General features: G+C 70.9%; 26 protein-coding genes. 7 read left to right on the top strand and 19 right to left on the bottom strand.

Annotated features, from left to right (window positions below; translation table 11 throughout):
* Positions 1-75 precede the first annotated feature (75 nt).
* From ACIPK3_RS01885 to ACIPK3_RS01870, 4 genes are all read right to left on the bottom strand, one after another.
* The gene (locus ACIPK3_RS01885; protein ID WP_402565714.1) at positions 76-1,782 is read right to left on the bottom strand and encodes an LCP family protein; all 1,707 of its coding nucleotides are present in this window, start codon (positions 1,780-1,782) and stop codon (positions 76-78) included.
* A 16-nt stretch (positions 1,783-1,798) separates the two neighbouring features.
* On the bottom strand, positions 1,799-2,485 hold the full coding sequence (gene nadD / locus ACIPK3_RS01880) for a nicotinate-nucleotide adenylyltransferase (RefSeq protein ID WP_402565712.1): 687 nt from the start codon (positions 2,483-2,485) through the stop codon (positions 1,799-1,801).
* Between the two features lie 39 nt (positions 2,486-2,524).
* Positions 2,525-2,698 carry a hypothetical protein gene (locus ACIPK3_RS01875; protein WP_402566872.1) on the bottom strand — a complete coding sequence of 58 codons (174 nt, stop codon included), beginning with the start codon at positions 2,696-2,698 and terminating at the stop codon, positions 2,525-2,527.
* Positions 2,699-2,809: 111 nt separating this feature from the next.
* Positions 2,810-2,971 carry a hypothetical protein gene (locus ACIPK3_RS01870; RefSeq protein ID WP_402565710.1) on the bottom strand — a complete coding sequence of 54 codons (162 nt, stop codon included), beginning with the start codon at positions 2,969-2,971 and terminating at the stop codon, positions 2,810-2,812.
* Between the two features lie 125 nt (positions 2,972-3,096).
* Here ACIPK3_RS01870 and ACIPK3_RS01865 point away from each other — a divergent pair, with 125 nt between their 5' ends.
* Positions 3,097-4,230, top strand: coding sequence for a M48 family metallopeptidase (locus tag ACIPK3_RS01865; protein ID WP_402565708.1), 1,134 nt, complete (start codon positions 3,097-3,099; stop codon positions 4,228-4,230).
* Between the two features lie 96 nt (positions 4,231-4,326).
* On the opposite strand, the gene ACIPK3_RS01860 is transcribed toward ACIPK3_RS01865, so the two are convergent.
* Complete coding sequence (locus tag ACIPK3_RS01860; RefSeq protein ID WP_402565706.1) at positions 4,327-4,866, bottom strand: hypothetical protein; 540 nt, start codon at positions 4,864-4,866, stop codon at positions 4,327-4,329.
* 14 nt (positions 4,867-4,880) lie between these two features.
* A complete protein-coding gene (locus ACIPK3_RS01855; protein WP_402565705.1) occupies positions 4,881-5,453 on the bottom strand; it encodes a MauE/DoxX family redox-associated membrane protein in 573 nt (190 codons plus the stop codon).
* Between the two features lie 212 nt (positions 5,454-5,665).
* Here ACIPK3_RS01855 and ACIPK3_RS01850 point away from each other — a divergent pair, with 212 nt between their 5' ends.
* From ACIPK3_RS01850 to ACIPK3_RS01830, 5 genes are read left to right on the top strand one after another with little or no spacing between them, the layout of a single operon-like run.
* On the top strand, positions 5,666-5,836 hold the full coding sequence (locus tag ACIPK3_RS01850) for a hypothetical protein (RefSeq protein WP_402565703.1): 171 nt from the start codon (positions 5,666-5,668) through the stop codon (positions 5,834-5,836).
* Positions 5,837-5,887: 51 nt separating this feature from the next.
* Positions 5,888-6,055: a hypothetical protein gene (locus ACIPK3_RS01845; protein ID WP_402565702.1), complete on the top strand. Its 168-nt coding sequence runs from the start codon at positions 5,888-5,890 to the stop codon at positions 6,053-6,055.
* 45 nt (positions 6,056-6,100) lie between these two features.
* Entirely contained in the window at positions 6,101-6,271 is a 171-nt protein-coding gene (locus tag ACIPK3_RS01840) for a hypothetical protein (protein ID WP_402565700.1), read from the top strand.
* The gene (locus tag ACIPK3_RS01835; RefSeq protein WP_402565698.1) at positions 6,271-8,184 is read left to right on the top strand and encodes an ABC transporter ATP-binding protein; all 1,914 of its coding nucleotides are present in this window, start codon (positions 6,271-6,273) and stop codon (positions 8,182-8,184) included. The genes ACIPK3_RS01840 and ACIPK3_RS01835 overlap by 1 nt, the downstream gene beginning before the upstream one ends.
* 44 nt (positions 8,185-8,228) lie before the next feature.
* Entirely contained in the window at positions 8,229-8,681 is a 453-nt protein-coding gene (locus ACIPK3_RS01830) for a S26 family signal peptidase (protein WP_402565696.1), read from the top strand.
* Here ACIPK3_RS01830 and ACIPK3_RS01825 read toward each other — a convergent pair.
* From ACIPK3_RS01825 to rplU, 11 genes are all read right to left on the bottom strand, one after another.
* Positions 8,662-9,747: a hypothetical protein gene (locus ACIPK3_RS01825; protein WP_402565694.1), complete on the bottom strand. Its 1,086-nt coding sequence runs from the start codon at positions 9,745-9,747 to the stop codon at positions 8,662-8,664. The two genes, ACIPK3_RS01830 and ACIPK3_RS01825, sit on opposite strands and share 20 nt — an antisense overlap.
* Positions 9,748-9,837: 90 nt before the next feature.
* A complete protein-coding gene (locus ACIPK3_RS01820) occupies positions 9,838-10,437 on the bottom strand; it encodes a hypothetical protein (protein WP_402565692.1) in 600 nt (199 codons plus the stop codon).
* A 70-nt stretch (positions 10,438-10,507) separates the two neighbouring features.
* Positions 10,508-11,794 carry a glutamate-5-semialdehyde dehydrogenase gene (locus ACIPK3_RS01815; protein WP_402565690.1) on the bottom strand — a complete coding sequence of 429 codons (1,287 nt, stop codon included), beginning with the start codon at positions 11,792-11,794 and terminating at the stop codon, positions 10,508-10,510.
* Between the two features lie 72 nt (positions 11,795-11,866).
* On the bottom strand, positions 11,867-12,295 hold the full coding sequence (locus ACIPK3_RS01810; protein ID WP_402565688.1) for a hypothetical protein: 429 nt from the start codon (positions 12,293-12,295) through the stop codon (positions 11,867-11,869).
* Between the two features lie 130 nt (positions 12,296-12,425).
* The gene (gene proB, locus ACIPK3_RS01805; RefSeq protein WP_402566833.1) at positions 12,426-13,532 is read right to left on the bottom strand and encodes a glutamate 5-kinase; all 1,107 of its coding nucleotides are present in this window, start codon (positions 13,530-13,532) and stop codon (positions 12,426-12,428) included.
* A gap of 139 nt (positions 13,533-13,671) precedes the next feature.
* Entirely contained in the window at positions 13,672-14,874 is a 1,203-nt protein-coding gene (locus ACIPK3_RS01800; RefSeq protein ID WP_402565686.1) for a glycosyltransferase family 2 protein, read from the bottom strand.
* 243 nt (positions 14,875-15,117) lie between these two features.
* Entirely contained in the window at positions 15,118-17,235 is a 2,118-nt protein-coding gene (locus ACIPK3_RS01795) for a hypothetical protein (protein WP_402565685.1), read from the bottom strand.
* A gap of 163 nt (positions 17,236-17,398) precedes the next feature.
* Positions 17,399-18,898: a D-ribitol-5-phosphate cytidylyltransferase gene (locus ACIPK3_RS01790; protein ID WP_402565683.1), complete on the bottom strand. Its 1,500-nt coding sequence runs from the start codon at positions 18,896-18,898 to the stop codon at positions 17,399-17,401.
* A 447-nt stretch (positions 18,899-19,345) separates the two neighbouring features.
* Positions 19,346-20,794, bottom strand: a complete 1,449-nt coding sequence (obgE, locus tag ACIPK3_RS01785; RefSeq protein WP_402565681.1) for a GTPase ObgE — start codon at positions 20,792-20,794, stop codon at positions 19,346-19,348.
* Between the two features lie 125 nt (positions 20,795-20,919).
* The gene (gene rpmA, locus ACIPK3_RS01780) at positions 20,920-21,174 is read right to left on the bottom strand and encodes a 50S ribosomal protein L27 (RefSeq protein ID WP_402565679.1); all 255 of its coding nucleotides are present in this window, start codon (positions 21,172-21,174) and stop codon (positions 20,920-20,922) included.
* A 14-nt stretch (positions 21,175-21,188) separates the two neighbouring features.
* Entirely contained in the window at positions 21,189-21,509 is a 321-nt protein-coding gene (gene rplU / locus ACIPK3_RS01775) for a 50S ribosomal protein L21 (protein WP_401430486.1), read from the bottom strand.
* 254 nt (positions 21,510-21,763) lie between these two features.
* On the opposite strand from rplU, the gene ACIPK3_RS01770 reads away from it, so the two are divergent.
* On the top strand, positions 21,764-22,366 hold the full coding sequence (locus tag ACIPK3_RS01770; RefSeq protein ID WP_402565677.1) for an acyltransferase: 603 nt from the start codon (positions 21,764-21,766) through the stop codon (positions 22,364-22,366).
* Between the two features lie 39 nt (positions 22,367-22,405).
* Here the strand turns inward: ACIPK3_RS01770 and ACIPK3_RS01765 are convergent, their stop codons facing one another.
* Both ACIPK3_RS01765 and ACIPK3_RS01760 read right to left on the bottom strand, forming a co-directional pair.
* A complete protein-coding gene (locus ACIPK3_RS01765) occupies positions 22,406-23,746 on the bottom strand; it encodes a hypothetical protein (protein WP_402565675.1) in 1,341 nt (446 codons plus the stop codon).
* Positions 23,747-23,852: 106 nt separating this feature from the next.
* Positions 23,853-25,136 carry a nucleotide sugar dehydrogenase gene (locus ACIPK3_RS01760; protein WP_402565673.1) on the bottom strand — a complete coding sequence of 428 codons (1,284 nt, stop codon included), beginning with the start codon at positions 25,134-25,136 and terminating at the stop codon, positions 23,853-23,855.
* Positions 25,137-25,145 lie beyond the last annotated feature (9 nt).

Raw genomic sequence — 25,145 nt, 5'->3', positions numbered from 1 at the left:
CACTTGACCTCAAGGATCTCACGGACCGCCGGGGGCACCCCACGTGATGGGCGGATCACGCGGGTGCCCCGGGGCTCAGGAGGAGGCCGGCCGGTAGTCCCGGCCGAGGATCACCGAGACGTCCGCGCCCGAGGACACCGTGCCCTTGGCCACCGAGCTCCCGGGCAGGCCGAGGGTCTTGGCCGTCTCGATGGCGTTCGTCCTGTCGGCGGCGTCCGAGTAGAGGACCTTGGAGGTCCCCGTGGTGGCCGACGCGGTGCCGGCCTCCAGGAAGGTGAATCCGCCGTTGATGAGGACCACCCGGGCCTTCTCGCTGTTGGCCTCGGCTCCGGTGGCGTTCTGCACGGAGACCCGGACGGCGGAGCCCGCCTCGGGGCTCTTCGCGGTGCCGCCGAGGATGTTCCGGACGACGCCGGTGCTGGTCTGGGCGCTGAGCCTGCCGTCGGCCGCGGCGGGCAGCAGTGCTGTGCCGTAGTCGCCGCCCTTGGCGAGTTCGGCGAGCTTGGCGAGGAGGGCGCCGAGGTCGCTGTCGGTCAGGGAGGGGTCGAGGATCTGCGCCAGGGTCTGCACGGTGACCGTGGCGTCCTTGGCGTCGGAGGGCATCTTGCGCAGGACGCCCTGCATGACCTGGCCGAACCGCTCCAGCTGGGCGTTCGGGGACTCGCCGGATGCACGGTAGGTGGCGTAGGCGACGGCCATCCTGCCGCTGAGTGTCTGGTCCGCGCCCTTGCGGACGAGGGGGGCCGTGCCCGGCTTCTTCGCGGCCGGGTCCGGGACGTCGACGTTGGTGTCCAGCTCGATGTTGCCGACCAGCTCGACCAGGTTCTGCAGATAGGGGGTGTCCAGCCGCCAGGTGCCCTGGATGCTGGTGCCGAGGACGGTGTCGAGCTGGTCGCGGGTCCCGGAGGAGCCGTCGTCGTCGACCGACTTGGCGAGGGTCGTGGTGGTGCCGTCGTCGCCGGTCAGGGCGAGGGAGTTGGGCAGCAGGACGGTGGTGCCCCGCTTGGTGGTGGTGTTGTCGACGAGCAGCGCCGTCGAGGTGCCGCCCTTCGCGGTGTTGTGCAGGTGTACGACGATCACGTCCCGCTTCTGGGCGGTGACCGGGACCGAGGCGCCGGTCGTGGCGCCGGAGGACGACAGCCCGGGCAGCTTTCCGGCGTACCAGAGGTAGCCGACGCCGCCGGTCGCGGCCAGCGCCAGGACGACGACGAGCGCCACGAGACGGCTGCGGGCCCTGCGGCGGGCCTCCTCACGGCGCTCGGTGCGGTTCTCGGTGAAGTTCAGCCAGTCGATGACGTCCTCGGAGTCCCCGTCGGGATCGTCGACGAACGCGAACTGCTCCGTGCGGTAGTCCTGTTCCTCCGCCGCGGGCTCCGGGGCGTACGTCTCCTGGTCCTCGGCCGGGCCGGACTGCTGCGGGATGTAGGCCGTCTGCTCCGCGGTGCGGGCCGGACGGGCCGCCGGGGCCGGCTGTCCGTAGGGGTCGTGGGCGTCGTACGACTCGTGCGCGCCGTGCGACGGCGCCCGGCCGCCGGTGTCGGCGCCGGTGGCGTACGGGTCGTCGTAGGGGGCCGTCGCCGGTTGCTGCTGCCCGGTGTCGTAGCCGGTGGCGTACGGGTCGTAGCCGTAGCCCTGCTGGGGATACGAGCCGTACGGCTGCTGTGGTGACTGCTGCGGCGGCTGCTGTGCCGGGATCTGGCGGTACACGGGCTGCCCGTACTCGTCGTAGCCGACCAGCTCGTACTGGTCGCCGCCGTAGCCCGCGTCGTATCGGTCGTTCACCGGTGCCCCTCTCGGCTCACTCGCCGCGGTACAGCTCGCGCTTGTCGATGTAGCGCACGACTCCGTCCGGCACCATGTACCAGATGGGGTCGCCCTTGGCGACTCTCGCACGGCAGTCCGTGGAGGAGATGGCCAGCGCGGGAACCTCGACCAGCGAGACGCCGCCCTCCGGGAGACCGGCGTCGGTCAGGTGGTGTCCGGGTCGGGTGACCCCGATGAAGTGCGCCAGGGAGAACAGCTCCGCGGTGTCGCGCCAGGTCAGCAACTGGGCGAGGGCGTCGGCGCCGGTGATGAAGAAGAGGTCGGTGTCGGGGTTGAGCTCACGCAGGTCCCGCAGGGTGTCCACGGTGTAGGTGGGGCCGCCCCGGTCCAGGTCGATGCGGCTCACCGAGAACTGCGGGTTCTCGGCGGTCGCGATGACCGTCATCAGGTAGCGGTCCTCGGCCGGGGAGACCGCGCGATGGCTCTTCTGCCAGGGCTGGCCGGTCGGGACGAACACGACCTCGTCCAGGTGGTACTGCGCGGCGACCTCGCTGGCCGCCACGAGGTGACCGTGGTGGATCGGGTCGAACGTTCCGCCCATGACGCCGAGACGGCGTTTGCCCGTGTGCGCCGGGCCTCCGCCCGGCCCGTGCCCGGGGGCCTTCACCATGTCGTCCACCACGTCATCCGCCGGACCGGTAGGCATGTCCTGCTCTCCCATGCGTGCAGACCCTACCGGCCCGAGAGGGTGCGTCCCTGCTCAGCGGTCGCGGTTGAAGCGGGTGGTGATCCACAGCAGGAGCAGCAGGATGACGAACGCGCCGCCGCCGGTGAGGAGCGGGTCGAGGCTGTTGTGGTTGCCACCGTGCTCCTCGCCCTCGGCGGCGAGGGTGACCAACTGGGCAGCGGTGCTGTGGAAGCTCATCTTCGTCATGACCTATCGGGTGTGGGCGGGATAAAGATGTCGGCCCATCGTAAGCGGGCGGTCGCGCGCCCCTCTCGCCGACTCCGCCGTTGGGGACGGGGCGGGAACGATCCCGGCCGCTCAGTCGTCCTTCTGCTTGTACCCGCGCAACAGGAACCAGCCGGTGAACGCACAGCCGAGGAACATCACGACCAGTACGATCCGGAGCAGATTCCCCGGCCCGTGCTGTGGGGCGGCGCTCGCGGCCTCGGTCAGCCAGGCGGCTGCGGGGTGGTGCTCCATCACGTGGACTCCTTCGGCTGTACTGCCCGTCCACGGTAGCGCCGCCCGGGCTGGGCCCTGCTCCGGGGGCACATCGGACGACGCAGGCTACACACGGACGCACCGGGACGCACATGGGGGATGACATGTCCGACGACGCGCACAAGAGCGGCCGCGAGCGGGTACCGGGCAGGAGGCGCAGACGCTTCCCGGAGATCTCCTCGCGCGCGTACGAGCACCCGGCCGACCGCTCCGCCCTGGTGGCGCTGCGGAAGCTGAGCGGTTTCGACACGGTTTTCAAGGCGCTCAGCGGGCTGCTTCCGGAGCGCAGTCTGCGGCTGTTGTTCCTGTCCGACTCGGTGCGGGTCTCCGACCGGCAGTTCGCCCATTTGAACGACATGCTGAGGGACGCGTGTTACATCCTGGACCTGGAAAAGGTCCCGCCGATGTACGTGACGCAGGATCCCCGGCCGAACGCGATGTGCATCGGCCTGGACGAGCCGATCATCGTCGTCACCACGGGGCTCGTGGAACTTCTCGACGAGGAGGAGATGCGGGCGGTCGTCGGTCACGAGGTCGGGCACGCACTGTCCGGCCACTCGGTGTACCGGACGATCCTGCTGTTCCTGACGTCCCTCGCGCTCAAGGTCGCCTGGATCCCGCTGGGAAACCTGGCGATCACCGCGATCGTGACGGCGCTGCGGGAGTGGTTCCGCAAGTCGGAGCTGTCCGCCGACCGGGCGGGGCTGCTCGTCGGGCAGGATCTGCAGGCCTCGATGCGGGGGCTGATGAAGATCGCGGGCGGCAATCACCTGCACGAGATGAACGTGGACGCGTTCCTCGACCAGGCCGAGGAGTACGAGGCGGGTGGCGACCTGCGCGACTCGGTGCTGAAGATCCTGAACATGCTGCCCCGCACCCACCCCTTCACCACGGTGCGGGCGGCCGAGCTGAAGAAGTGGTCCGAGACCCGCGACTACCAGCGGATCATCGACGGGCACTACCCGCGGCGCGGCGAGGACAAGGACACCTCGGTCGGTGACTCGTTCCGCGAGTCGGCGGCGAGCTACGCGGGCCATGTGAAGAGTTCCAAGGACCCGCTGATGAAGCTGGTCAGCGATCTCGCGGGCGGTGCGGGCGACCTCGGCGGCAAGGTCCGACGCGGCTTCGCCGGTTTCTCCGGCCACACCCCCAAGGACACCCCGGCGGACGCCCCGGACGCGCCGGACGCCTCCCACGACAGCCACCCGGACGACGAGAAGCCCGAGGGGAAGAACTGACGGTTCCCGCGCGGCGCCGGACGGCTCAGGGCGTGTGAACGCCCGGCGGGGCAGGGCCCGCCGGGCGTTCGGCCATGCGTCGGGACGCGTGCCGGGTCAGGCGGCCGCCTTCGCGGGCGCCGGGATGCGGGCCGGGTCGAAGGTGGTGGCGGAGAGGGTGCCGTCCGCGCTGATCAGGCCGAAGACCGGGTATCCGGTGACCTCGAAGGCCTCGCCCAGCGGCCCGTCGCCCGCCTCGACCACGACATGGGCGACCTCGGACAGCGCGGCCACCTGCTCGCGGGTCTCCTCCTCGGTGCCGTGCACGACGGCGAGCACGCTGCGGCCGGTCTCACGGGTGATGGTGCGGGCCTGGTCCACGAAGAGCGGCAGCCGCTCCTTGCACGCCTGGCAGCCCGGCGTGAAGAAGCCCAGCATGGTCTCGCCGAGGCTCTCACGGCTGATCCGCTCACCGTCCGTGGTGACGGCGGAGAAGGCGGCCACGGTGGATCCGGCCGGGATGATCAGACCGTCGGCCACCCTGTCGGCCTTCTCGGCGGCCTGGGCGCGCAGCTTGCGGATGACGCCGAAGGTGAGCAGCAGGTTCAGCAGGCAGAGCACGGCGAGGAGGACGACGGCGGTGACCAGATAGGGCATGGGTGACTCCGGTGTCATCGTGCGGGATGGGAGGAGGAACTGCGGACCCGTCCCGGGGCTCGGGGGGTGTCGTCCTCGAAGAGGGTGCCGATCTCGTCCGTGAAGATGACGAGCAGGGCGCCGGTCAGCGCGCCGAACGCCGTGATCAGTACGCCCGGCGTCGAGGCGGGTGCCGCCGTGCCCGTCAGCGCGGCGGCCAGGCCGAACAGGGCGAGGGCGAGCAGCACACCGTTGCGGACCACGTGACGGCGGCCGATGGGCACGGTCGTGGCGCCGAAGCAGGCGCAGGACGCCTTGGTTCCGCTGCGGAGCGTACGAACGATCCCCGCGGTGAAGGCGGTGAGCAGGAGCAGCGTCAGGACGAATCCGGGCGCACCGCCCGGCTCCAGGGCGAGGAGCACCACCGCGGCGCACTCCCCGAGGATCACGGCGACCGCGACGGGGCGGTTCAGCCGGGCCGGCACCCCCATGGCGCGGGCGGCCTCCTCGAAGCGGCGGAAGGCCTCGGCGCCGCGCAGCTTTCCGAATGCGGATGCCGCGAACACGATGCCGACGACGAGCCGGACACCCAGCAGGGCATATGCCATGTGCAACCCATCTCCTTGGAACGACCGGGCCGGAGGCAATCTAACTCCGAAGTCGCTGGAGCAACAGGGCTTATTTTTCACCTCAGTTGCCACAGGAATACGGAAGATCAACTTCAACTTCTTTGCTCTTGCGCTTCTTTGACAACACGTCATAACTTCAGCACCGGCCGAACCACACCCACGGTCCGGCGCACCGACAACGGAGGTTCACCATGACCCGCACGATCGGCAAGATGGGCGACAAGCTCCTGAGCGTGCTGCTGAAGGAAGACCGGGCCGGCGCCTGCGTGCCCGAGCACGGCACGTTCTGCAAGTGCTCGGGCCACGTGAAGTACGTCTTCAGCTGCAACGGCCCCTGTGTGAAGACCACCACCCACTGCTGATCCCGCCCGACCCCCACCGTCGCCATCGCATCACGTGACCCGGAGGTGCTCATGAAGCGCATGATCGGCAAGGCGGGCGACAAGATCCTCGGTGCACTCCTCAAGGAGCAGCGGGCCGGTGCCTGCGTGCCCGAGGCGGGCGATTTCTGCATGTGCAAGAAGCACGTCGAGTACATCATCACCTGCTACGGCCCTTGCGTGAAGTTCGGCAAGTGCTGAAGCGGTTCCGTACCACCCTGTCAATCCAGTAACCAGGGGGAACACATGAAGCGCATGATCGGCAAGGCGGGCGACCGTCTGCTGCGGCTCGTGCTCAACGAGCAGTCGGCGGGGGCCTGCGTGCCCGAGGTCAACCAGCTCTGCTACTGCAAGGGCGGCCATCAGTACCGCTACTGGTGCAACGGCGTGTGCACCAAGCGCTCGAACACCTGCTGATGACACCTTCCGACCCACCGGCCGGTTCCCCGGGGGCGGCTGCGCCGCCGGGGAACCGGCTGCGGGCCCGCGCCGCCTGGACGGCGATCGCCCTCCAGTTCCGCGCCACGCCCGCCGGGGCCTCGCTGCTCTTCGGTACGACGGTGGGGGTCGGGGTGGCGCCTGCCGCCGCCGCCTGGCTCACCAAGCTGCTCTTCGACGAGCTCGGCCGGGGCGCGCAGGCCGACACCCACAAGGCGGTCACCCTCGGCATCGCGGCGGCCGCGCTGGCCGCGGTCACCGCGCTCCTGCTGCAACTCGCGGCATATCTCGATGAGTTGGTCCGCCGTCGGCTCGTCGTGGAGGTCGAGCGCACCCTGTTCGCCAAGGTCGACCGGTTCCGTGGACTGAGGCGGTTCGAGGATCCCGCGTTCCACGACCGGCTCCGGCTCGCTCAGCAGGCCTCGGAGGACGCGCCGCACAACGTCACCATGTTCACCCAGGAAGCCGTGCGGTCGGTGGCCGCGATCAGCGGTTTCGCCGGAGCCCTGCTCGCCGTCTGGCCGCCGATGGTGGGCCTGCTCCTCCTCGTCGGCGCCGCCGCGTTGCTGGCCCGGCTGTCGCTGGCCCGCCGCCAGGTGGTGGTCTGGGAGCTGAGCTCGGCCCGGCTGCGCCGGCACCTGTTCTACCGCTCGCTGCTGACCGATCCCCGGGCCGCCAAGGAGATCCGGCTGTTCGGTCTCGGCGGCTTCTTCAACGGCCGCCTGATCCGCGCGTTGAGCGACGCCACCGAGGCCGAGCTCGCGGTGGCCCGGCGCGGTGCCCTGGTGCAGTCCGGTTTCGCCGCGCTCAACGCCGTGGTCGCCGGGCTCGGCATGGTCGTCGTGGTGGTGGGCGCCGCCCACGGCAGGTTCACGGTCGGCGACGTGACGCTGTTCATCGCCGCCGCCGCGGGCGTCCAGGGGGCCTTCACCGGGATCGTGCAGCAGGCCGGCATGGCCGCCGAGGGCGCCCGGCTCTTCGGCCACTATCTCGATCTGCTCGACGAGCCCGACGACCTGCCCGGCGGCGACGCACCCGCACCGGCGCTCACCGGACACATAGAGCTGCGGGACGTCTGGTTCCGCTACGACCCGTCCGGCCCCTGGGTGCTGCGCGGGGTGGACCTGACCGTCCCCGCGGGCACCGCCCTGGGTCTGGTGGGCCGCAACGGGGCCGGCAAGAGCACCCTCATCAAGCTGCTGTGCCGGTTCTACGACCCCGAGCGCGGCGCGATCCTCTGGGACGGCGCGGACATCCGGACCATGGACGTGGCCGAGTTGCGCCGCCGGATCGGAGTCACGTTCCAGGACTACATGACGTACGACCTCACGGCGGCCGAGAACATCGGCATCGGTGATCTGCCGTACCGCGAGGACCTGGACCGGATCCGGGCCGGCGCGGCACAGGCCGGTATCGACGGGACCCTGCGGGCACTCCCCGACGGATACCAGACCCAGCTCAGCCGGGTCCATCTGGACGAGGACGACGGCACGCCCGGCGTCACCCTCTCCGGCGGCCAGTGGCAGCGGGTCGCGCTGGCCCGCTCGTTGATGCGCGGCGACGCCGATCTGCTCATCCTGGACGAGCCCAGCTCGGGCCTGGACCCGGAGGCCGAGCACGAGGTGCACCGCACCCTCGGCCGGCACCGCCGGGGGCGGACCGCGCTGCTGGTCTCGCACCGGCTCGGCGCGCTCCGCGAGGCGGACGCCATCGCCGTGCTGGTGGACGGGCAGATCGCGGAGCGCGGCTCGCACGCCGAGCTGATGAGCCTGGACGGGCACTACGCCCGGCTGTTCGGCCTCCAGGCGGCGGGCTACACGGACCGTGCGGACAGCCTCGGCGACAACGGGTCGGGGTCCATCACGGCCGAGTCGGCGGAAGCGGCCGGATGACGTCCGGAAGAGAAGACCGGAAGAGAAGAGAGGAACGGTCGCCCATGACAGGAGCGGGACGGAAGAGCACGGCGATCGCGGTGGGTGCGGTGGGTGCGGGAGCGCTGCTCCTCTCCGCCCGCGCACTGCGTTCCCGCTTCGCGCTCATCAGGGTCACCGGGTGGAGCATGGCCCCGGCCTTCGCGGACGGCGACCGGCTGCTGGTCCGCCGTACCCGGAGCGTGCGGCGCGGCGACGCCGTGGTGTTCCGCAACCCCTTCGACTACGGCGACGCGGAGGCCCGGCTGGACTGGCTGGTCAAGCGGGTCTCCGCGCTGCCGGGCGACCCCGTGCCGCCCGAGGTGCGCGAGGTGGTCGACGCTCCGGAGGGCGGGCTGGTGCCGGCCGGGTCCCTGGTCGTACGGGGCGACGCCGCCCGGACCCAGGACTCCCGCCACTTCGGCTATGTGCCCGAGGCGTCCCTGCTGGGCGTGGTGCTCACCCGGCCGGGGCCGTGACCTGCGGCTGCGCGCCCGTCGCCAGGGTGCCGCAGAGCGCCGCGACATCGCCCGGGGCGTAGGGGTCGGTGGCGGGCGGTCCGCCCGGCTCGGCCGTCTGGCCCGCGAGCAGGGGGCGCAGGTGGTTCGCGGTGTCCCCGGCGCAGCCGAGCGGGCCGGCCTGGGTGCTGGAGGAGACCAGCCGTACCTGGTGGGTGCGCAGGTCGTCGTGGCCGAAGCGGAAGGTCAGCGCGCGGCGGACGGTGAACAGGGACGCCTGGGCGGTGTCATCGCCGGCGGCCGGCCGGAGCGCGTACACCACGGTGTGCTCCGCGGTGATCTCAAGGGTCGAGGAGTCGGTCTCGGCGACCCGCAGCGTGCCCTGGACACGGATCCTGTCGTCGGCCAGCCGGACCCGGGCGGGGTCGAAGCGGACCAGCCAGCCGGTGGGCGCGTGCCGCCCGTCCGCGGCAGGGTGTTCGAAACTCTGGTCGAACTGCTCGATCTGACCGGGGTCGAGCAGGGCGCGGACGGGCCGGACCTGGCTGCTGTCGAGCACCTCGGGGTAGAGCGCGGAGCGGACGATGTAGTCCTTCGCGGTGCTCAGAGCGGCCACGACGTCACTGTCCGCGAAGTGGGCGGTGCGCCGGGCGGCGGGCAGCGGGACACCCTCCGCTCCCACGGCGAACTGGGCGGCGGGACTGTGCTCGTAGAGGTACTCGGCGTCGGCCGCACCGGGCACCTTGCCCTGCGGGGCGAGGGGTACGACGGTCATCCGCAGCGGTATGGCGGCCTGCTGGAGCTGCGCTGAGCCGTACGGGTGACGCAGGCCCATGTAGACGGCGGTGCCGAAGGCGACGGCGAGCAGCAGGACGAGGACCAGTGCCTGCCGGGACAGTCCGCGGTGCAGGACGGGGCGGCGGCGTACGGCGGGCGCGTGGTCGGCCATGCGCTCGCGCGCGGAGTACTCCTTCAGCCGGGCAGCACGGACGAACGACTCGTCGAAGACGACGGATCGGTATTCGTCCTCACCACCCACGGGGGCGCCCTCGGGTGTCCCCTCCGGTGGGTCTCCAGGCCCGCCCATACCTTCAGGGTAGGTCTCGGGAGCCTCGGGTAAACGCCCTGCTACTCCACAAGTTCTGACAGGTTCTCACCACAAACGGCGACAGGACGTTCAGGGGGAGCGCGGGGTCGCCTGGGCGGTCGGCCGGGCGGACCCGGCGGGGACGGGGGAAGCCACCGCGTCGCCCTGTTCCAGGCCGGTCGAGGCGGGCGGCGGGGCCTGGTCCTGGCTGCCCGAGGAGCCGCCGCGGTAGACGGCCGCGAAGGCCAGCGCGACCATGCCGACGCCCATCACCAGGGCGAGCAGCCAGGCGACCGGGCGGTGCCAGCGGGCCTGCCCGCCGTACATCCTCGAGGTGCCGTCGCGCTCGTGGGCCTCGGAGTCGTACTCCAGGTCTTCGAGGTCCCGGTCCGGGCCGAACGCATGGCTGTCGGGGCCGTAACCGTCGTCGAAGGCCTCGCTGCCCGCGCGGGCCCGGCGGGCCTCGGCCTCGGAGGCCTCGGCTCTCGCCCGGGCGGCGGCAAGGAGGCGTTCGACGGCGGTGGGCTCGTGCACCACGGCCGCCCGTACGAAGGCCTCGTCGAAGACCACGGAGGCGAACTCTTCGTCCGACACCCCGCGGTCGTGGTCGTCGTCGGGCTCCCAGCCGTCCGGGAACGGCGTGCCCCCCACGTCCTCCGGCACGGATCCAGAGTAGACCTGGGGGGTCAATTTGGGCAGACGGTATGGAAATTCATCCACCTGATGAGATACCCCGCGCGCCCCCGCCCGGGGCTCGCGGTCAGCGGCGGATGTGCCCGTCGCCGGTCACGATGTACTTCGTGCTGGTCAGCTCCGGCAGGCCCATCGGCCCGCGGGCGTGCAGCTTCTGGGTGGAGATGCCGATCTCGGCGCCGAACCCGAACTGGCCGCCGTCGGTGAAGCGGGTGGAGGCGTTCACCGCGACGGTGGTGGAGTCCACCAGCTGGGTGAAGCGGCGGGCGGCCTGCTGGGATGTCGTGACGATCGCCTCGGTGTGCCCGGAGCTCCACAGCCGGATGTGCTCGACGGCCTTGTCCAGCGAGTCCACCACCGCGGCGGCGATGTCGTACGACAGGTACTCGGTGTCCCAGTCCTCCGGCGTCGCCTCGACCACGGTCGCCCGGGAGTCCTTCGCGTACGCCAGCACGCGCGGGTCGGCGTGCACGGTCACCCCGGCCTCGGCGAGCGCGTCCAGGGCACGCGGCAGGAACTCGGCGGCGATGTCCTGGTGGACCAGGAGGGTCTCGGCCGCGTTGCAGACGCTGACCCGGTGTGCCTTGGAGTTGACCAGGATCTCGACGGCCATGTCGATGTCGGCCCGGGCGTCGACGTAGACGTGGCAGTTGCCGGTGCCGGTCTCGATGACCGGGACGGTGGACTCGGAGACCACGGTCTGGATGAGCGAGGCGCCGCCGCGCGGGATCAGTACGTCGACCAGACCGCGGGCGCGCATCAGCTCGCGCACCGACTCACGGCTCTCCCCCGGCACGAGCTGCACGGCGTCGGCGGGCAGCCCGGCGCCGCCAACGGCGTCGCGGATGACCCGAACGAGGGCGGTGTTCGACTCGTAGGCGGAGGCCGAGCCGCGCAGCAGCACCGCGTTCCCGGACTTCAGGCAGAGGGCGGCGGCGTCCACGGTCACGTTGGGGCGCGCCTCGTAGATGATGCCGACGACGCCGAGCGGGACGCGGACCTGGCGCAGATCGATGCCGTTGGGCAGCGTGGAGCCGCGGACCACCTCGCCGACGGGGTCGGGCAGCTTCGCCACGTCGCGGACGTCGGCGGCGATGGCGCGGACCCGCTCGGGGGTGAGCGTGAGCCGGTCCACGACGGACTCGCTGGTACCGGCCTCACGGGCCTTGACGATGTCCTTGGCGTTGGCCTCGACGATCTCGCTCGTACGGACCTCCAGGGCGTCCGCGATGGCCAGCAGCGCGTCGTCCTTCACGGACCGCGGCAGCGGCGCGAGGTCGGCGGCGGCGGCCTTGGCGCGGTAGGCGGCCTGGGTGACCGGGGACATGGCGTCGTACGGCGAGAGCGTGGTCATGCTTGAAGGGTAGTGCGCGCACCGGAGCCGTCCGGCCGTCGTCCCACACCGCGAGACGAGGTCGGGACGGGGTCAAAAGGGATGAACCCCCACCGGGGTCGCGGGCGGCGGGCCGTAGCCCTCGGCGACGCGCTGGTGGTAGGTCTCCCGGTCGATGACCTCCAGGCCGACGATCTCCCAGGCGGGCAGTCCCGCGGTCTGGCGGTGCTCGCCCCACAGACGCAGCGCCACGGCGGCGGCGTCGTGCAGGTCGCGGGCCTCTTCCCAGTAGCGGATCTCGGCGTGGGTGCCCGCGTACCGGCTGGTCAGCAGGAAGGGGTGGTCGTGGGCGAGCTGCTCCAGGGCCCGCCGCAGGTCCTTCAGGGGGACCTCCTGCCCGGAGACGCTGAGGGTGACATGCCACAGCCGCGGCAGGTCCCTGGGTTCCTCGTAGGTGTCCCCGGCCGCGACGCTCGTCAGAGCACCACGGGACGCGGCCGCCCCAGGGCGCACTCGTCTCACGACGGCCTCCTTCACGCAGCGCTCGGGAACGTGCTCCTGAGAAGAGTTGAGCAGGCCCCACGGCTCCGCGGGGCGGTTTTACGGAACGTCCCCCACCGGGGGCCGTGGTCGCTCGGTCGTTTACGCGTACTCATGGATGCAGGATCACCAGGTCGTCCCTGTGCACGACCTCGCGTTCGTAGGCGGGACCGAGCTCCCGCGCCAGTTCCCTGGTCGAACGCCCGATCAGCTGGGGGATCTCCTTGGCGTCGAAGTTGACGAGTCCGCGGGCGACCGCGCGCCCGGCGGTGTCTCGCAGCTCCACCGGGTCACCGGCGGTGAACTCGCCCTCGACGGCGGCGATCCCGGCGGGCAGCAGCGACTTGCGGTCCCCGACGACCGCGCGGACCGCGCCGTCGTCCAGGGTCAGCGAGCCCTGCGGGGTGGAGGCGTGCTGGAGCCACAGCAGCCGGTCGGCGGAGCGGCGGTCGGCGGGGTGGAAGTAGGTGCCGGTGTCGCCGCCGACGAGGGCGTCGGCGGCGTGGACGGTGCTGGTGAGGACCACGGGGATGCCCGCGGCCGCGGCGATCCGGGCGGCCTCGACCTTGGTGACCATGCCGCCGGTGCCGACGCCCGCCTTGCCGGCGCTGCCGATGTCGACGTGCGCGAGGTCGTCCGGGCCGCGCACCTCCGCTATCCGCGAGGTGCCCGGCCTGCTGGGGTCGCCGTCGTAGACGCCGTCGACGTCGGACAGGAGTACCAGCAGGTCGGCGTGGACGAGATGGGCGACGAGGGCGGCGAGGCGGTCGTTGTCGCCGAACCGGATCTCGTCGGTGGCGACGGTGTCGTTCTCGTTGACGACCGGGAGCGCGCCCATCGCGAGCAGCTTGTCGAGGGTGCGGGAGGCGTTGCGGTGGTGGGCGCGGCGGCTCATGTCGTCGGAGGTGAGCAGCACCTGGCCGACCCGGACGCCGTAGCGGGCGAAGGAGGCGGTGTAGCGGGCGACGAGCAGGCCCTGGCCGACGCTGGCGGCCGCCTGCTGGCGGGCGAGGTCCTTGGGCCGGCGGCGCAGGCCGAGCGGGGCGAGGCCCGCGGCGATGGCGCCGGAGGAGACCAGGACGATCTCCTTCTCCCCTCCGCTGCGGCTCTTGGCGAGCACGTCCACCAGCGCGTCCACGCGGTCGGCGTCGAGGCCGCCCGACGCGGTGGTCAGCGACGAGGAGCCGACCTTGACGACGATTCTGCGGGCCTCGTTCACGGCCTGCCTTGCGCTTGCCACCTTGCTCGCTGTCCCCTCGTGAACGTCCGCTGCCCTGTCCGGCAATCTACGCGAACGGGACCGGGTACCGCGCACCGGTCCGGGTGCCGGACACCCTCCGCCGCCTCCGGTGCCCCGGTCACGCCGCGGCCACGAAGCCCTTCCTCGGCAGGGATCTGCGGATCTTGCGCAGTGCGCGGCGCAGGAAGGTGTTGGCGGCATCCCGCCGGTAGCCCTCGACGTCGCGGGCCTCGCGCTCCTCGGCGAGGTAGAGGCGGTCGGGGACGCCGGCGGAGCGGGAGCGGAAGTGCGGGTAGCGCAGGTAGAGGCGGGTGCCGCGCTTCTCCAGGACCGCCTCGGCCTGCTTCTTCGCCTTGACGAACTCGATGACGTCCTTGAGCAGCTCGGGGCGCTCCATGGCGACCAGGTGCAGCCGCAGCCGCTCGTGGACACGGAGCAGACGGGCGACCCCAGGGGTCCAGTGGGCGTCCATCAGCGGCTTGGCCAGCTCGAACTTCTGCCGCCTGACCTCCTCGCTGTCGGTGAGGTACCTGGGACCGAACTGCGGCAGCAGGGTGATCAGGAAGGGCCTGACCATGAGCGTGTCGCGCCGGGGGCCAGCGGGGACCATCTCGGCGATCAGGTTCATCAGGGCCCGCGCGGAGTCGAAGCGGAGCGTGTGGCCGCCGCTCTTGGTGACGTGCTTGCCGTCGGTGCGGCCCACCAGGTAGTAGCAGGTGTAGTCGGCGACCACGGAGACGCCGTCGGCCCGCAGATACGCCTCCATGGTGAACAGCGCGTCCTCGCCGGTCCACAGGGACTCGTCGAAACGCATGCCGTGCCGGTCGAGCAGCTCGCGCCGGAACAGCTTCTGGGCGCTCAGGGTGAACTTGATCTTGGAGGAGAAGACGTCGGTACGGTCCAGCGTCCTGCCCCACATGGACCTGGGCGCGGTGCGGTTGACGCCCTCCACCCGGCCGAGGACCACGTCGGTGCCGTTCGTGTCGGCCATGGCGACCATGCGCTCCAGCGCCTCGGGGCCCAGCCGGTCGTCCGCGTCGAGGAAGAACACGTACCGCCCTGCCGCCCTGGCGAGGCCGGTGTTGCGAGGGCCGCTGGGTCCGCCGGAGTTCTTCTGCCGGATCACGGTGACCTGCATGGGGGCGCGGGCCGCGAACTCCTCCAGGTAATCGCCGGTGCCGTCCGTGGAGCCGTCGTCGACCGCGATGACCTCCAGCCGGGCCGGGTCGACGGTCTGCGCCTCGACGGACGCCAGGCACTCGACCAGGTAGGGCATCGCCTCGTACGCCCCGATGACCACAGTCACATCAGGCTGCGTCACGCCTTTCACAGATCCCCCTTGTCGGCGGAAGTCACCCCGTAGTACTTCGAACAGACACCTGGAAGACGGCCACCCCGGCAAAAGGGTTGCCCCACGGCACCCGAAAGTACGGGTGACCGGTGGGAGCTGCTCAGCGACGGCACGAGAAGGGCCGGAGGCAGGACGGTGCGCGGCATGCGGAAGGGCCCGGCCCCCGGGATCGCTCCTCGGGGGCCGGGCCCTGTGCCGCTGTCGGGCGGGTGGTCAGCCGGTGGTCACGCCGTCCGTGTCGCCGGTGGACGACAGCCGCTGACCGGGCAGCAGGTCGGCCAGCTCGCCGTCCTCCGCCGCGGCAGCGGCGGCGGCGGCGCGGATCAGCTGGCCCTGGTTGCGGGCCTCGGACTTGATCGCGAGGTTCGCCAACGCGGCGTTGAACTGCTCGATCGACTTCGGCTCGTCCGGGCCCAGCAGATACCGCTTGAGCTCGGCGCGGTCCCCGGCCAGCGGGTCCGCGGAGGGGTCGCGGACCGCGTCCAGCAGCGGACCCAGTTCGCTCGCCTCGTTGGAGAGGATCACGGCGGCGCGCACGGCCGTGTTCTGCCGCCTGAACTCGTCCACACCGACGCGGGCGGAGTCCGTGACGGCGTAGGGCTTGCCGCTGGCGATGAAGTCGGACACCACGCTGGAGATGTCGGAGACCATCGCGTCGGCGACGTTGAAGCAGTCGTACAGCCGCGGCTGGGCGCCCTCGATGACACGGTGCTGGTGGGTCGGGAACGAACTCCAGTAGGTGGCGTTCCACTCGGCGCGCAGCCGGGCGATCTCCTCGTGCGCCCGCATATCGACCAGGGCGTCACGGGAGGTCTCGGCCTCGTCGCCCTTCTCCGCGCCGGCGCCGGACAGCTCGGCGAGCCGGGCCTCGATCCGGGCCAGCTCGGACTTGGCCCGTGCCTGCCCGGCCGCGTCGGCGGTGAAGCGGGGGTCGGCGGCGCGCTGGGCGGCGGCCTTCTCGACCAGGGCCGCGACGCGCCGGTGCGCGGCGCGGGCCTTGGGGTTGACGGTGCCGGTGAAGGGGTGCGGCTTGTACAGGACACGGACCGGCGGGTCGGCCGCGACCAGCTGCTTCACGATGTTCTCGCCGGCGAGCACGAGCGAGGTGTTGCCGGGGTTGCCGTCCCAGCCTTCCCAGGTCGGCGCGTACAGCACGGTCGGGATGCGGTCCTCGGCCGGGCCCTGCCAGGTCTTGATCGGCGCCAGCTGCGGGCGGCCGACCTCCACGATGTCGTCGTCGCGGACGCCTACGTCGGCGATGGCGTAGCGGTCGCGGCCCGCGCGGCCCGCGGTCCACACCTCGTCGTACACCTTGCTGAACGGGTTGACGCTGGCCAGCTTGTCGCTGTCGCCGTGGCCGATGAAGACGTGCTTCATGGTCGGGACGCGCAGCAGGTGGATGTTCTTGCCGACGTTCGCGGGGTACAGCGCCACGCGCACGTTGGACAGGTCCAGGTTCATCAGGTGCACGCCGCCGGCCACGCAGATGACGGGAACGGTGGTGGGGGCCAGGTTGGACAGCACGATGCGGTCGCGGAGGATGATCAGCGGCCGGGTCTCCAGCTGCTCCATCGTCTCCAGCCACATGTTGACCTGGTAGGCGGAGTCCTTGGAGCCGGAGAAGTAGAGCACCGTCTCCGGCATGTACTCGCCCAGCCACTCGTCCACCGCGGCCAGCACCTGGGCGGCCTTCGGCGGGGTCTGGCCGCCGCGGACGTACGGCGTGAGCGCGATCACGTACAGCAGGCCCAGTACGACGGTGACGCCGATGCCGATGAAGCCGGGAACGTACGAGTCCACGGCCGCCGAGACCAGCAGGCCGGTGACGGCCGCGAGGTCGAGGTGGAGCATCTTCTCCGTGGAGCGGTGCATCAGGCGCCGGGGCGGGGCGTCCGGGATGCGGATACGGGACTTCAGGTCGACGTTGCGGGTGATGACCGGCATCCGGCGGCGGTTGCGGATCAGGGTGGTCAGCGCGCCGTGCGGGGCCTGGAGGCCGTAGAAGCCGATGAAGCAGGCGATCGCACCGTAGAAGATCAGGTCATCCGACAGGGGTGTCCGCGCGATCAGCAGGATCAGCAGGAGCTGCCGGATCAGGAAGCGGATCGGCAGACCGGCCCGCACCTTGCCGAGGCGGTTGAGCAGGTAGCTCCCCTTGCGGTGCAGATAGCGGTCCGCGAGGTACGTCACGGCGGCCGCGGCCGCGAAGGCGTAGACGCTCGGCACGAGCGCCGCCAGCATGAGGCCGGGGTAGCCCAGCAGCAAGAGGGCCGCTGCGGCCAGCTCGGCCGCGCTGCCCACCCGGGCGACACGAATAGCGGTAGATATCACAAAGAACCTTTTGCTGAAAAAAGGCCGGATGGACCTTGCGTACGTATTGCGGATGATCTGTGAAATATGTGAGATCTGTGAGTCTACGGATTCAGGCCCCTGTGAATACCCCGCGAACGCGTGACCACAGAGGCCCGAATATCGGCCGCCTAATTGATGTTGATTATGACACGTCGTCCTGCCGGTCAAGGACGCCGGCGAGCGCCTGCTCGAACCCGGAAGCCTTGCCCGCGGCGGCCGTCGGGTCCTGCTGGCGGACGTCGATGACATGGCCGGTCAGCTCGGAAAGCAGCACGTCGAGCGAGGTACGGGCGACGGCCTCCGAGGACAGCAGGCTGCCCTGGGGCTCCTGGCCGAAGGCCTTGGTGCGCATCGGAGTGGCGGTCCGCTCCGGGTTGACGCAGTTGACCCGGATGCCGTCGCCCGCCCACTCGTCGGACAGCGCCTGGGTGAGGTTCACCATGGCGGCCTTGGTGGAGGAGTAGAGGCTGTACTCGGCACGGCCACGGGTGTAGCTGCTGGAGGTGTAGAGCAGCAACTGCCCCTTGGTCTCGGCCAGGTACTTGTAGGAGGAGCGGGCGATCTGCACCGGGGCCAGGTAGTTGACCTTCAGCGCCTCCTCGATGGTGGCGTTGTCGGTCTCGGCGAGCTTGCCGATGCGCAGCACGCCGGCGGTGTTCACGACGTAGTCGATCCGGCCGGTCTCCGCGTACGCCTTGGACAGCGCGTCGTCGACCTCCTCCGGGTTCTCCACATGGGTGCCGGTGGTGGAGCGGCCCAGCGCGTAGACGGAGGCGCCGTAGGACTCGGCGAGCTCGGCGATGTCCTTGCCGATGCCGTAGGAGCCGCCGAAGATCACGACCGTCCTGCCGGTCAGCAGCTCGCGGTAGGCCTCCTCGCCCTTCTGGTCGGGGGCGGCCGTGGAGCCGAGCTGGAAGAGCTTGTCGGCGATGAACACGTCGACCGGCTGGGTCACCTTCATGTTGTACTCGTCGCCCGCGACGACGTGGATCGGCACGTCGGGCAGGTACTTGAGCACGACGGAACAGTCGTCCGTGGCCTGGAAGTTGGGGTCACCGGCGGCGACCTCGTAGGCGCGGCGGATCGTGGACAGCTTGAAGGCCTGCGGGGTCTGGCCGCGGCGCAGCCGGGAGCGGTCCGGGATCTCGGTGATGAACTCGCCGTCCTCACCGTGCGTGCGCGTGACGATGATGGTGTCGGCGGACGGGATGGCCACGTCGACGGCCTGGTAGCGCTCGAGCGCCGTCACACAGTCGTCGATGACGCGCTGCGACAGCAGGGGGCGCACGGCGTCGTGGAAGAGGACGTTCACGTCCTCCCCCTCGGCCAGGCCCTCGCCGATGGCGCTGATCGCGCGCTCGGTGGTCTCGTTCCGGGTGGAACCGCCCTCGATGATCTTCTTGACCTTGCGGAGACCGGCCTTGGCCACGATCTTCTCGACGTCCGGCACATAGCCCTCGGCCATCAGCACGATGATGTCGTCGATCGAGTCGGCGTTCTCGAAGGTGGTCAGGGTGTGCTCGATGACTGCCTTGCCGGCGATCTTCAGCAGCTGCTTCGGGATCGACAGACCCACCCGCTGGCCGGTGCCACCGGCCAGGATCACTGCGGTGGTTCGGGGCTTGGCTATGTGCTGGGACACAGGTGGACCTACCTCGGGACGTCAGGGAACCCGGAAATGGTCCCACTTCCGGTTACCGCGATGCAAGGCGGGCGCCCTTCATCGCATATGTACGCGCAACCTCCCATTCACCTTGCGCTCCTGGTGATGCCACATGTCCATAAGAAACCGATGAAATTGCTGTGAGTAAGTCCACTCCCCCGGTGTCCGGGTGTGTTCGCCCGGCGACAACGCGTGCACCGTGCGCCCCGGCGGCATCAGATCCAAGATCCGGGGGCCGGAAATAACGCCCGGCGGGGAGAGATCGGAAATTGCCACGGAATCCCGATATTGGAATTCCGTGGCAATGGCCGGGACCGGACCGGGACCGAAAGCAACGAGGCGGCCCGGTGACAGTGCCGCCCCCGAAGGGGGGACGCTGTCACCGGGCCGCCCGTGTGGATTGCGTGCGGGTCGCTCGTGTGCGGGTTACTCGAACGGATCGAAGGTGTCGTACTCGCGCTGTGCGTCGTCGCGCTCCGCCTGGCGGTCGCGGCGGCGCTGGGCCGCGGGGCGCTGCTCCTCCAGCCGGTGGTCCTCGCCACGCCGGCCGAGCATCTCCGCGCCGGCCATGACCGTCGGCTCCCAGTCGAAGACGACCGCGTTCTCCTCGGGGCCGATGGCGACGCCGTCGCCCGTGCGGGCGCCCGCCTTCATCAGCCGCTCCTCGACACCGAGACGGTTGAGCCGGTCGGCGAGGTAGCCGACGGCCTCGTCGTTGTTGAAGTCGGTCTGGCGGACCCAGCGCTCCGGCTTCTCGCCGCGCACCCGGAACAGCAGCTCGCCGTCGACCTCCTCACGGGTCACGGTGAAGCCCGCGTCGTCCACGGCCTTGGGCCGGATGACGATCCGCGTCGCCTCCTCCTTCGGCTTCGCCGCGCGCGCGCTGCCGACCAGGTCACCGAGTGCGAACGACAGCTCACGCAGCCCGATGTGCGCCACCGCCGAAACCTCGAAGACACGGTAGCCACGCGCTTCCAGGTCGGGGCGGACCAGCTCGGCGAGGTCCTTGCCGTCCGGCACGTCGACCTTGTTCAGGACGACGATCCGGGGCCGCTTGTCGAGGCCGCCGTACTGCCGCAGCTCCTCCTCGATGGTGTCGAGGTCGGAGAGCGGGTCGCGGTCGGACTCCAGGGTGGCGGTGTCCAGCACGTGCACCAGCACGCTGCACCGTTCCACGTGCCGCAGGAACTCGAGGCCGAGGCCCTTGCCCTGGCTGGCACCCGGGATCAGGCCGGGCACGTCGGCGATGGTGTAGACGGTCGAGCCGGCCGTCACCACACCCAGGTTGGGGACGAGGGTGGTGAAGGGGTAGTCGGCGATCTTCGGCTTGGCCGCGCTCAGCACGGAGATCAACGACGACTTGCCCGCGCTCGGGTAGCCCACCAGAGCCACGTCGGCGACGGTCTTCAGCTCCAGGACGACGTCCTGGAGGTCACCGGGCTCGCCCAGCAGCGCGAAGCCGGGGGCCTTGCGGCGGGCGGAGGCCAGCGCCGCGTTGCCCAGACCGCCCCGGCCGCCCTGCGCGGCGATGTACGACGTGCCGTGCCCGACCAGGTCGGCGAGCACGTTGCCCGCCTTGTCCAGCACGACCGTGCCGTCCGGCACCGGCAGGACCAGGTCCTGGCCGTCCTTGCCGGAGCGGTTGCCGCCTTCGCCGGGCTTGCCGTTGGTGGCCTTGCGGTGCGGGGAGTGGTGGTAGTCCAGCAGCGTGGTGATCGACTGGTCGACGGTCAGGATCACGTCGCCGCCGCGACCGCCGTTGCCGCCGTCGGGTCCGCCGAGCGGCTTGAACTTCTCACGGTGGACGGAGGCACAGCCGTGGCCTCCGTTACCCGCGGCGACATGCAGTTCGACGCGGTCCACGAAGGTGGTCATGGTTCGGTGCCTCCAAAGACGTACAGGGGTGTTGCCTGAGTGCTGCTTCCATTAACAACACGCGAAAGGCGGACCCGCCTTCCCGACTGGGAAGTGAGGTCCGCCTCGCGAGGTGAAGCGTTCGGTCAGCCGACCGAAACGATGTTCACGACCTTGCGGCCACGGTGGGTGCCGAACTGCACCGCACCGGCCTCCAGGGCGAACAGCGTGTCGTCGCCGCCACGGCCGACGCCCGCGCCCGGGTGGAAGTGGGTGCCGCGCTGACGGACCAGGATCTCACCAGCGTTGACGACCTGACCGCCGAAGCGCTTCACGCCGAGCCGCTGGGCATTGGAGTCGCGACCGTTCCGGGTGGACGATGCGCCCTTCTTGTGTGCCATTTCTCCTCAGTCCCTTACTTCGCAGCCGCGGGGATCGCCGTGACCTTGATCGCCGTGTACTGCTGGCGGTGGCCCTGACGGCGACGGTAGCCGGTCTTGTTCTTGTAGCGCAGAATGTCGATCTTCTGGCCCTTGTGGTGGTCCACGACCTCGGCCTGGACCTTGATACCGGCCAGCACCCACGGGTCGCTGGTCACAGCTTCGCCGTCGACAACGAGCAGGGTCGAGAGCTCGACCGTGTCGCCAACCTTGGCAGTGGAAATCTTGTCAACCTCAACGATGTCGCCGACAGCAACCTTGTGCTGGCGACCACCGCTGCGCACGATGGCGTACACGCGGATCTCACTCTCTCGCTCGGGAACGGCACCCTCGCAGTCCAGCTGTCCGGGAACCTGCACGGACAGCCTCTCCCGACCACCGAGGCACTCGGGAGGAAGAAAGGTTTACGAGGATGTGGCGCGCCACTCGACACGCCGACGGTCAAGGTTACGGGGCCCGGCTTGAGGGGTCAAACCGGGCCTCGGGTGCGCTGCCCCGAGCACCGCAGCCTTATGCTCACCGGGCGGAGCCACACAGCGGAGGCAGAAAAGTGAACTACAGGGTCCAGCCCAGCGCCCAGGTCGACGAGAGCGCCGAGATCGGCGACGGGAGCAGCGTCTGGGACCTCGCCCAGATCCGTGACGGCGCGCGCCTCGGCGAGGGCTGTGTGATCGGCCGTGGCGCCTACGTCGGATCCGGCGTGCGCATGGGCGACAACTGCAAGCTCCAGAACTACGCGCTCGTGTACGAGCCCGCCGAACTCGGCGACGGTGTGTTCATCGGCCCCGCCGTGGTCCTGACCAACGACCACAACCCGCGCTCGGTGGATCCCGCGGGCAAGCAGAAGCGGGGCGGCGACTGGGAGGCCGTCGGCGTACGGATCGCCGACGGCGCCTCGATCGGCGCGCGTTCCGTGTGCGTCGCACCGATCACCATCGGCCGCTGGTCGATGATCGCTGCGGGCTCGGTCGTCACCCGGGACGTCCCGGACTTCGCCCTGGTCATGGGCGTACCGGCGCGCCAGGCCGGCTGGGTCGGCCACGCCGGCGTCCGACTCGTCGAGCGGGCCGGTGAGGACGGCGTCTGGGAGTGCCCGCAGACCGGCGCGCTGTACCAGGAGAAGGACGGCGTGCTCACCGAGCACGCAGGCTGACCGACGGGACGGCGGCCGGGCGAGGGCCGGCGGCGGCCGTCAGCCGCTGGAGTCCGCTTTCGCCTCGGTCGCCGTCACCGGGGCTCGGGCCACACGCTGCCGCGGGGGCCGGTCCGGGTCCTCGCCGGGTTCCCCCGGTGTCCTCGGCGGCAGCGGGCGTACTGCTAGGTGCCGGTCGACGGCCAACGGCAGGCCCAGTACGACGGGCATCCACATCAGGACGGCGAGCCGGTCGGCCTCCTGTACCAGCGGATGGGCGCTGACCAGCAGGACGCCGCCGACGCCGGTCGCCAGGGCGAGCCCGCCGAGTCCCTCGCCGTAGCGGGCCAGGGCCCAGACCGCCAGCGCGGTGAGCAGGAGGAAGCCGGGAGCGGCGATCTGCTGCGCGGCCCAGTCCCGCCAGAACCGCGTCGCCAGCTGGAGCAGCGCCGACCACGGGTGGGCGACGTCCGGCGTGGTGAAGTGGTGCGTGAAGGTGTCCTGCAGGGTGACCTGCGAGGACGGCAGGTCCCACACGCGCATCGCCGCCACGACGGCGGCCGCGGCGGCCGTCGACACACCCACCAGCGCCACGGTGCCCGCGTGGCGCAGACGCCGGTCCCGGGAGAAGCAGAACGCGCCCGCGCCGACCGCGGCCAGCAGGGCGGCGAGGACCAGAACGGACGAGTAGCGGGTGAGCACCGCCGCGCCGTAGGAGAGGGCCGTCAACGCCACCGCACCCGGCACGGAACGCCGGCGGAACAGCAGCAGACCGCCCCACAGGATGCCGAGCACGCACACGGTGAAGAGCCCCTCCCCCAGTGCCTGGGCGCTCCACCAGCCGAGCGGGGTGGCCAGGAAGGCCAGCTGGCCGGTGAGGGCGGCCCGCCGGGCCAGCCCCGCGCCGCGCAGGAGTCCGTACACCATCAGCGACGCCGCCGCGGCCGTGACCAGTCCGAGCAGCCGCATGCCGCGCAGTACGCCGAAGGCGCCGACGAACGGCGCCGCGAGCAGCGGATAGCCGGGGCGGGAGGAGAAGATCGCCTGGTAACGCGGGTCACCGGTGGTGATGTCGGGGGCGTCCGCCCACCGGTCGAGGCAGGCGCGCTCCTCGGTCGACCTGATTGCCCGCTCGCCGCGCTTCTCCTCCGGCTGGAGCTTCTCGTCGTGCGCCCGGTGTGCGGCCCGACTGGTGCAGAAGGCGGCCAGAGCCTCGCGGTGTGCCTCCTGCCGGGAGGCCCCGAGGTACTGCTCGGCGGCCCGTGCGTACCGGTAGGAGTCGGGGAAGAGCGTCCACTGCGGGCCGGCGCCGAGCTGGAACACGGCGTACAGCAGGCAGACCAGCAGCGGCAGGGCACCCCTGCGGCGGATCGAGGCGATCGCGGAGCGGGCGTCGGACACGGGCCTGCCTCCCTCCCTCGGCGAACGGCAAGAACGGCGGTACGGCACAAACGGATGCGGCCCCGGTCAATGACCGGAGCCGCATCGTATGACGCCCAGATGTGGGTCAGCCGCCGATGACCACCCGGCGGACGCCCTTCCAGGCCTCCGGGTCGGTCGTGCGGCGCCCGTCGACCAGGACCGTCACGTCCGGCAGGTCGGCGGGGGTCAGCGTGCGGTACTCGGCGTGGTCGGCCTGGAGGATCGCCGCGGTGACCTTCTCGCCGGTGTGCGGCGGGAGGCCGTGCGCCGACAGTTCCTCGGCCGTGTACATCGGGTCGGAGACGTACGGGACGGCGCCGCGCGCCCGGAGCGCCTCCACGGTCGGGAAGACGCCCGAGAAGGCGGTCTCCTTCACGCCGCCGCGGTAGGCGGCGCCCAGCACGAGGACGTTCGTGCCGGTCAGGTCGCCGTAGGCCGCCGCGAGCAGGTCCACCGCGTACTCCGGCATCGCGGCGTTCGCCTCGCGCGCGGAGCGCACGACGGTCGCCGCCGGGTCGTTCCAGAGGTACATGCGCGGGTAGATCGGGATGCAGTGGCCGCCGACCGCGATGCCCGGCTGGTGGATGTGGCTGTACGGCTGCGAGTTGCAGGCCTCGATGACCTTCTTGACGTCGATGCCGTTCTGGTCGGCGAACCGCGCGAACTGGTTGGCCAGGCCGATGTTGACGTCGCGGTAGGTGGTCTCGGCGAGCTTGGCCAGCTCGGAGGCCTCCGCGGTGCCCAGGTCCCAGACCCCGTTGGGCTGGGGCAGGTCGTCGCGGTCGTCGAAGTCGAGGACGGCCTCGTAGAACTCGACACCGCGGGCGCCGGAGGCGTCGTCGATGCCGCCGACGAGCTTCGGGTAGCGGCGCAGGTCGGCGAAGACACGGCCGGTGAGGACCCGCTCCGGCGAGAAGACCAGGTGGAAGTCCTCGCCCGGAGTCAGACCCGAGCCCTCGGCCAGCATCGGCGCCCACCTGGTCCGGGTGGTGCCCACCGGCAGCGTGGTCTCGTACGACACGAGGGTGCCGGGCCGCAGGCCCTGCGCGATCGCCTTCGTGGCGGCGTCCATCCAGCCGAAGTCGGGCACGCCCTCGGCGTCGACGAACAGCGGGACGACCACGACGACGGCGTCGGACTCGGCCACCGCCGCCGCGGTGTCCGTGGTGGCGCTGAGCAGGCCGGCCTCGACCACCTGCTTGAGCTTGATGTCGAGGTCGTGCTCGCCGGGGAACGGCTCGGTCCCGGCGTTGACCAGCTCGACGACCTTCGTGTTGACGTCCGCGCCGATGACCCGGTGGCCCTTGGCGGCGAACTGCACGGCCAGCGGAAGCCCGATCTTGCCGAGCGCTACTACACAGATGTTCATGGGACGGTC

The organism is Streptomyces sp. NPDC086787, assembly GCF_044745865.1.
Taxonomy (GTDB): domain Bacteria; phylum Actinomycetota; class Actinomycetes; order Streptomycetales; family Streptomycetaceae; genus Streptomyces.
This window is presented reverse-complemented; position numbering and strand designations above follow the sequence as displayed.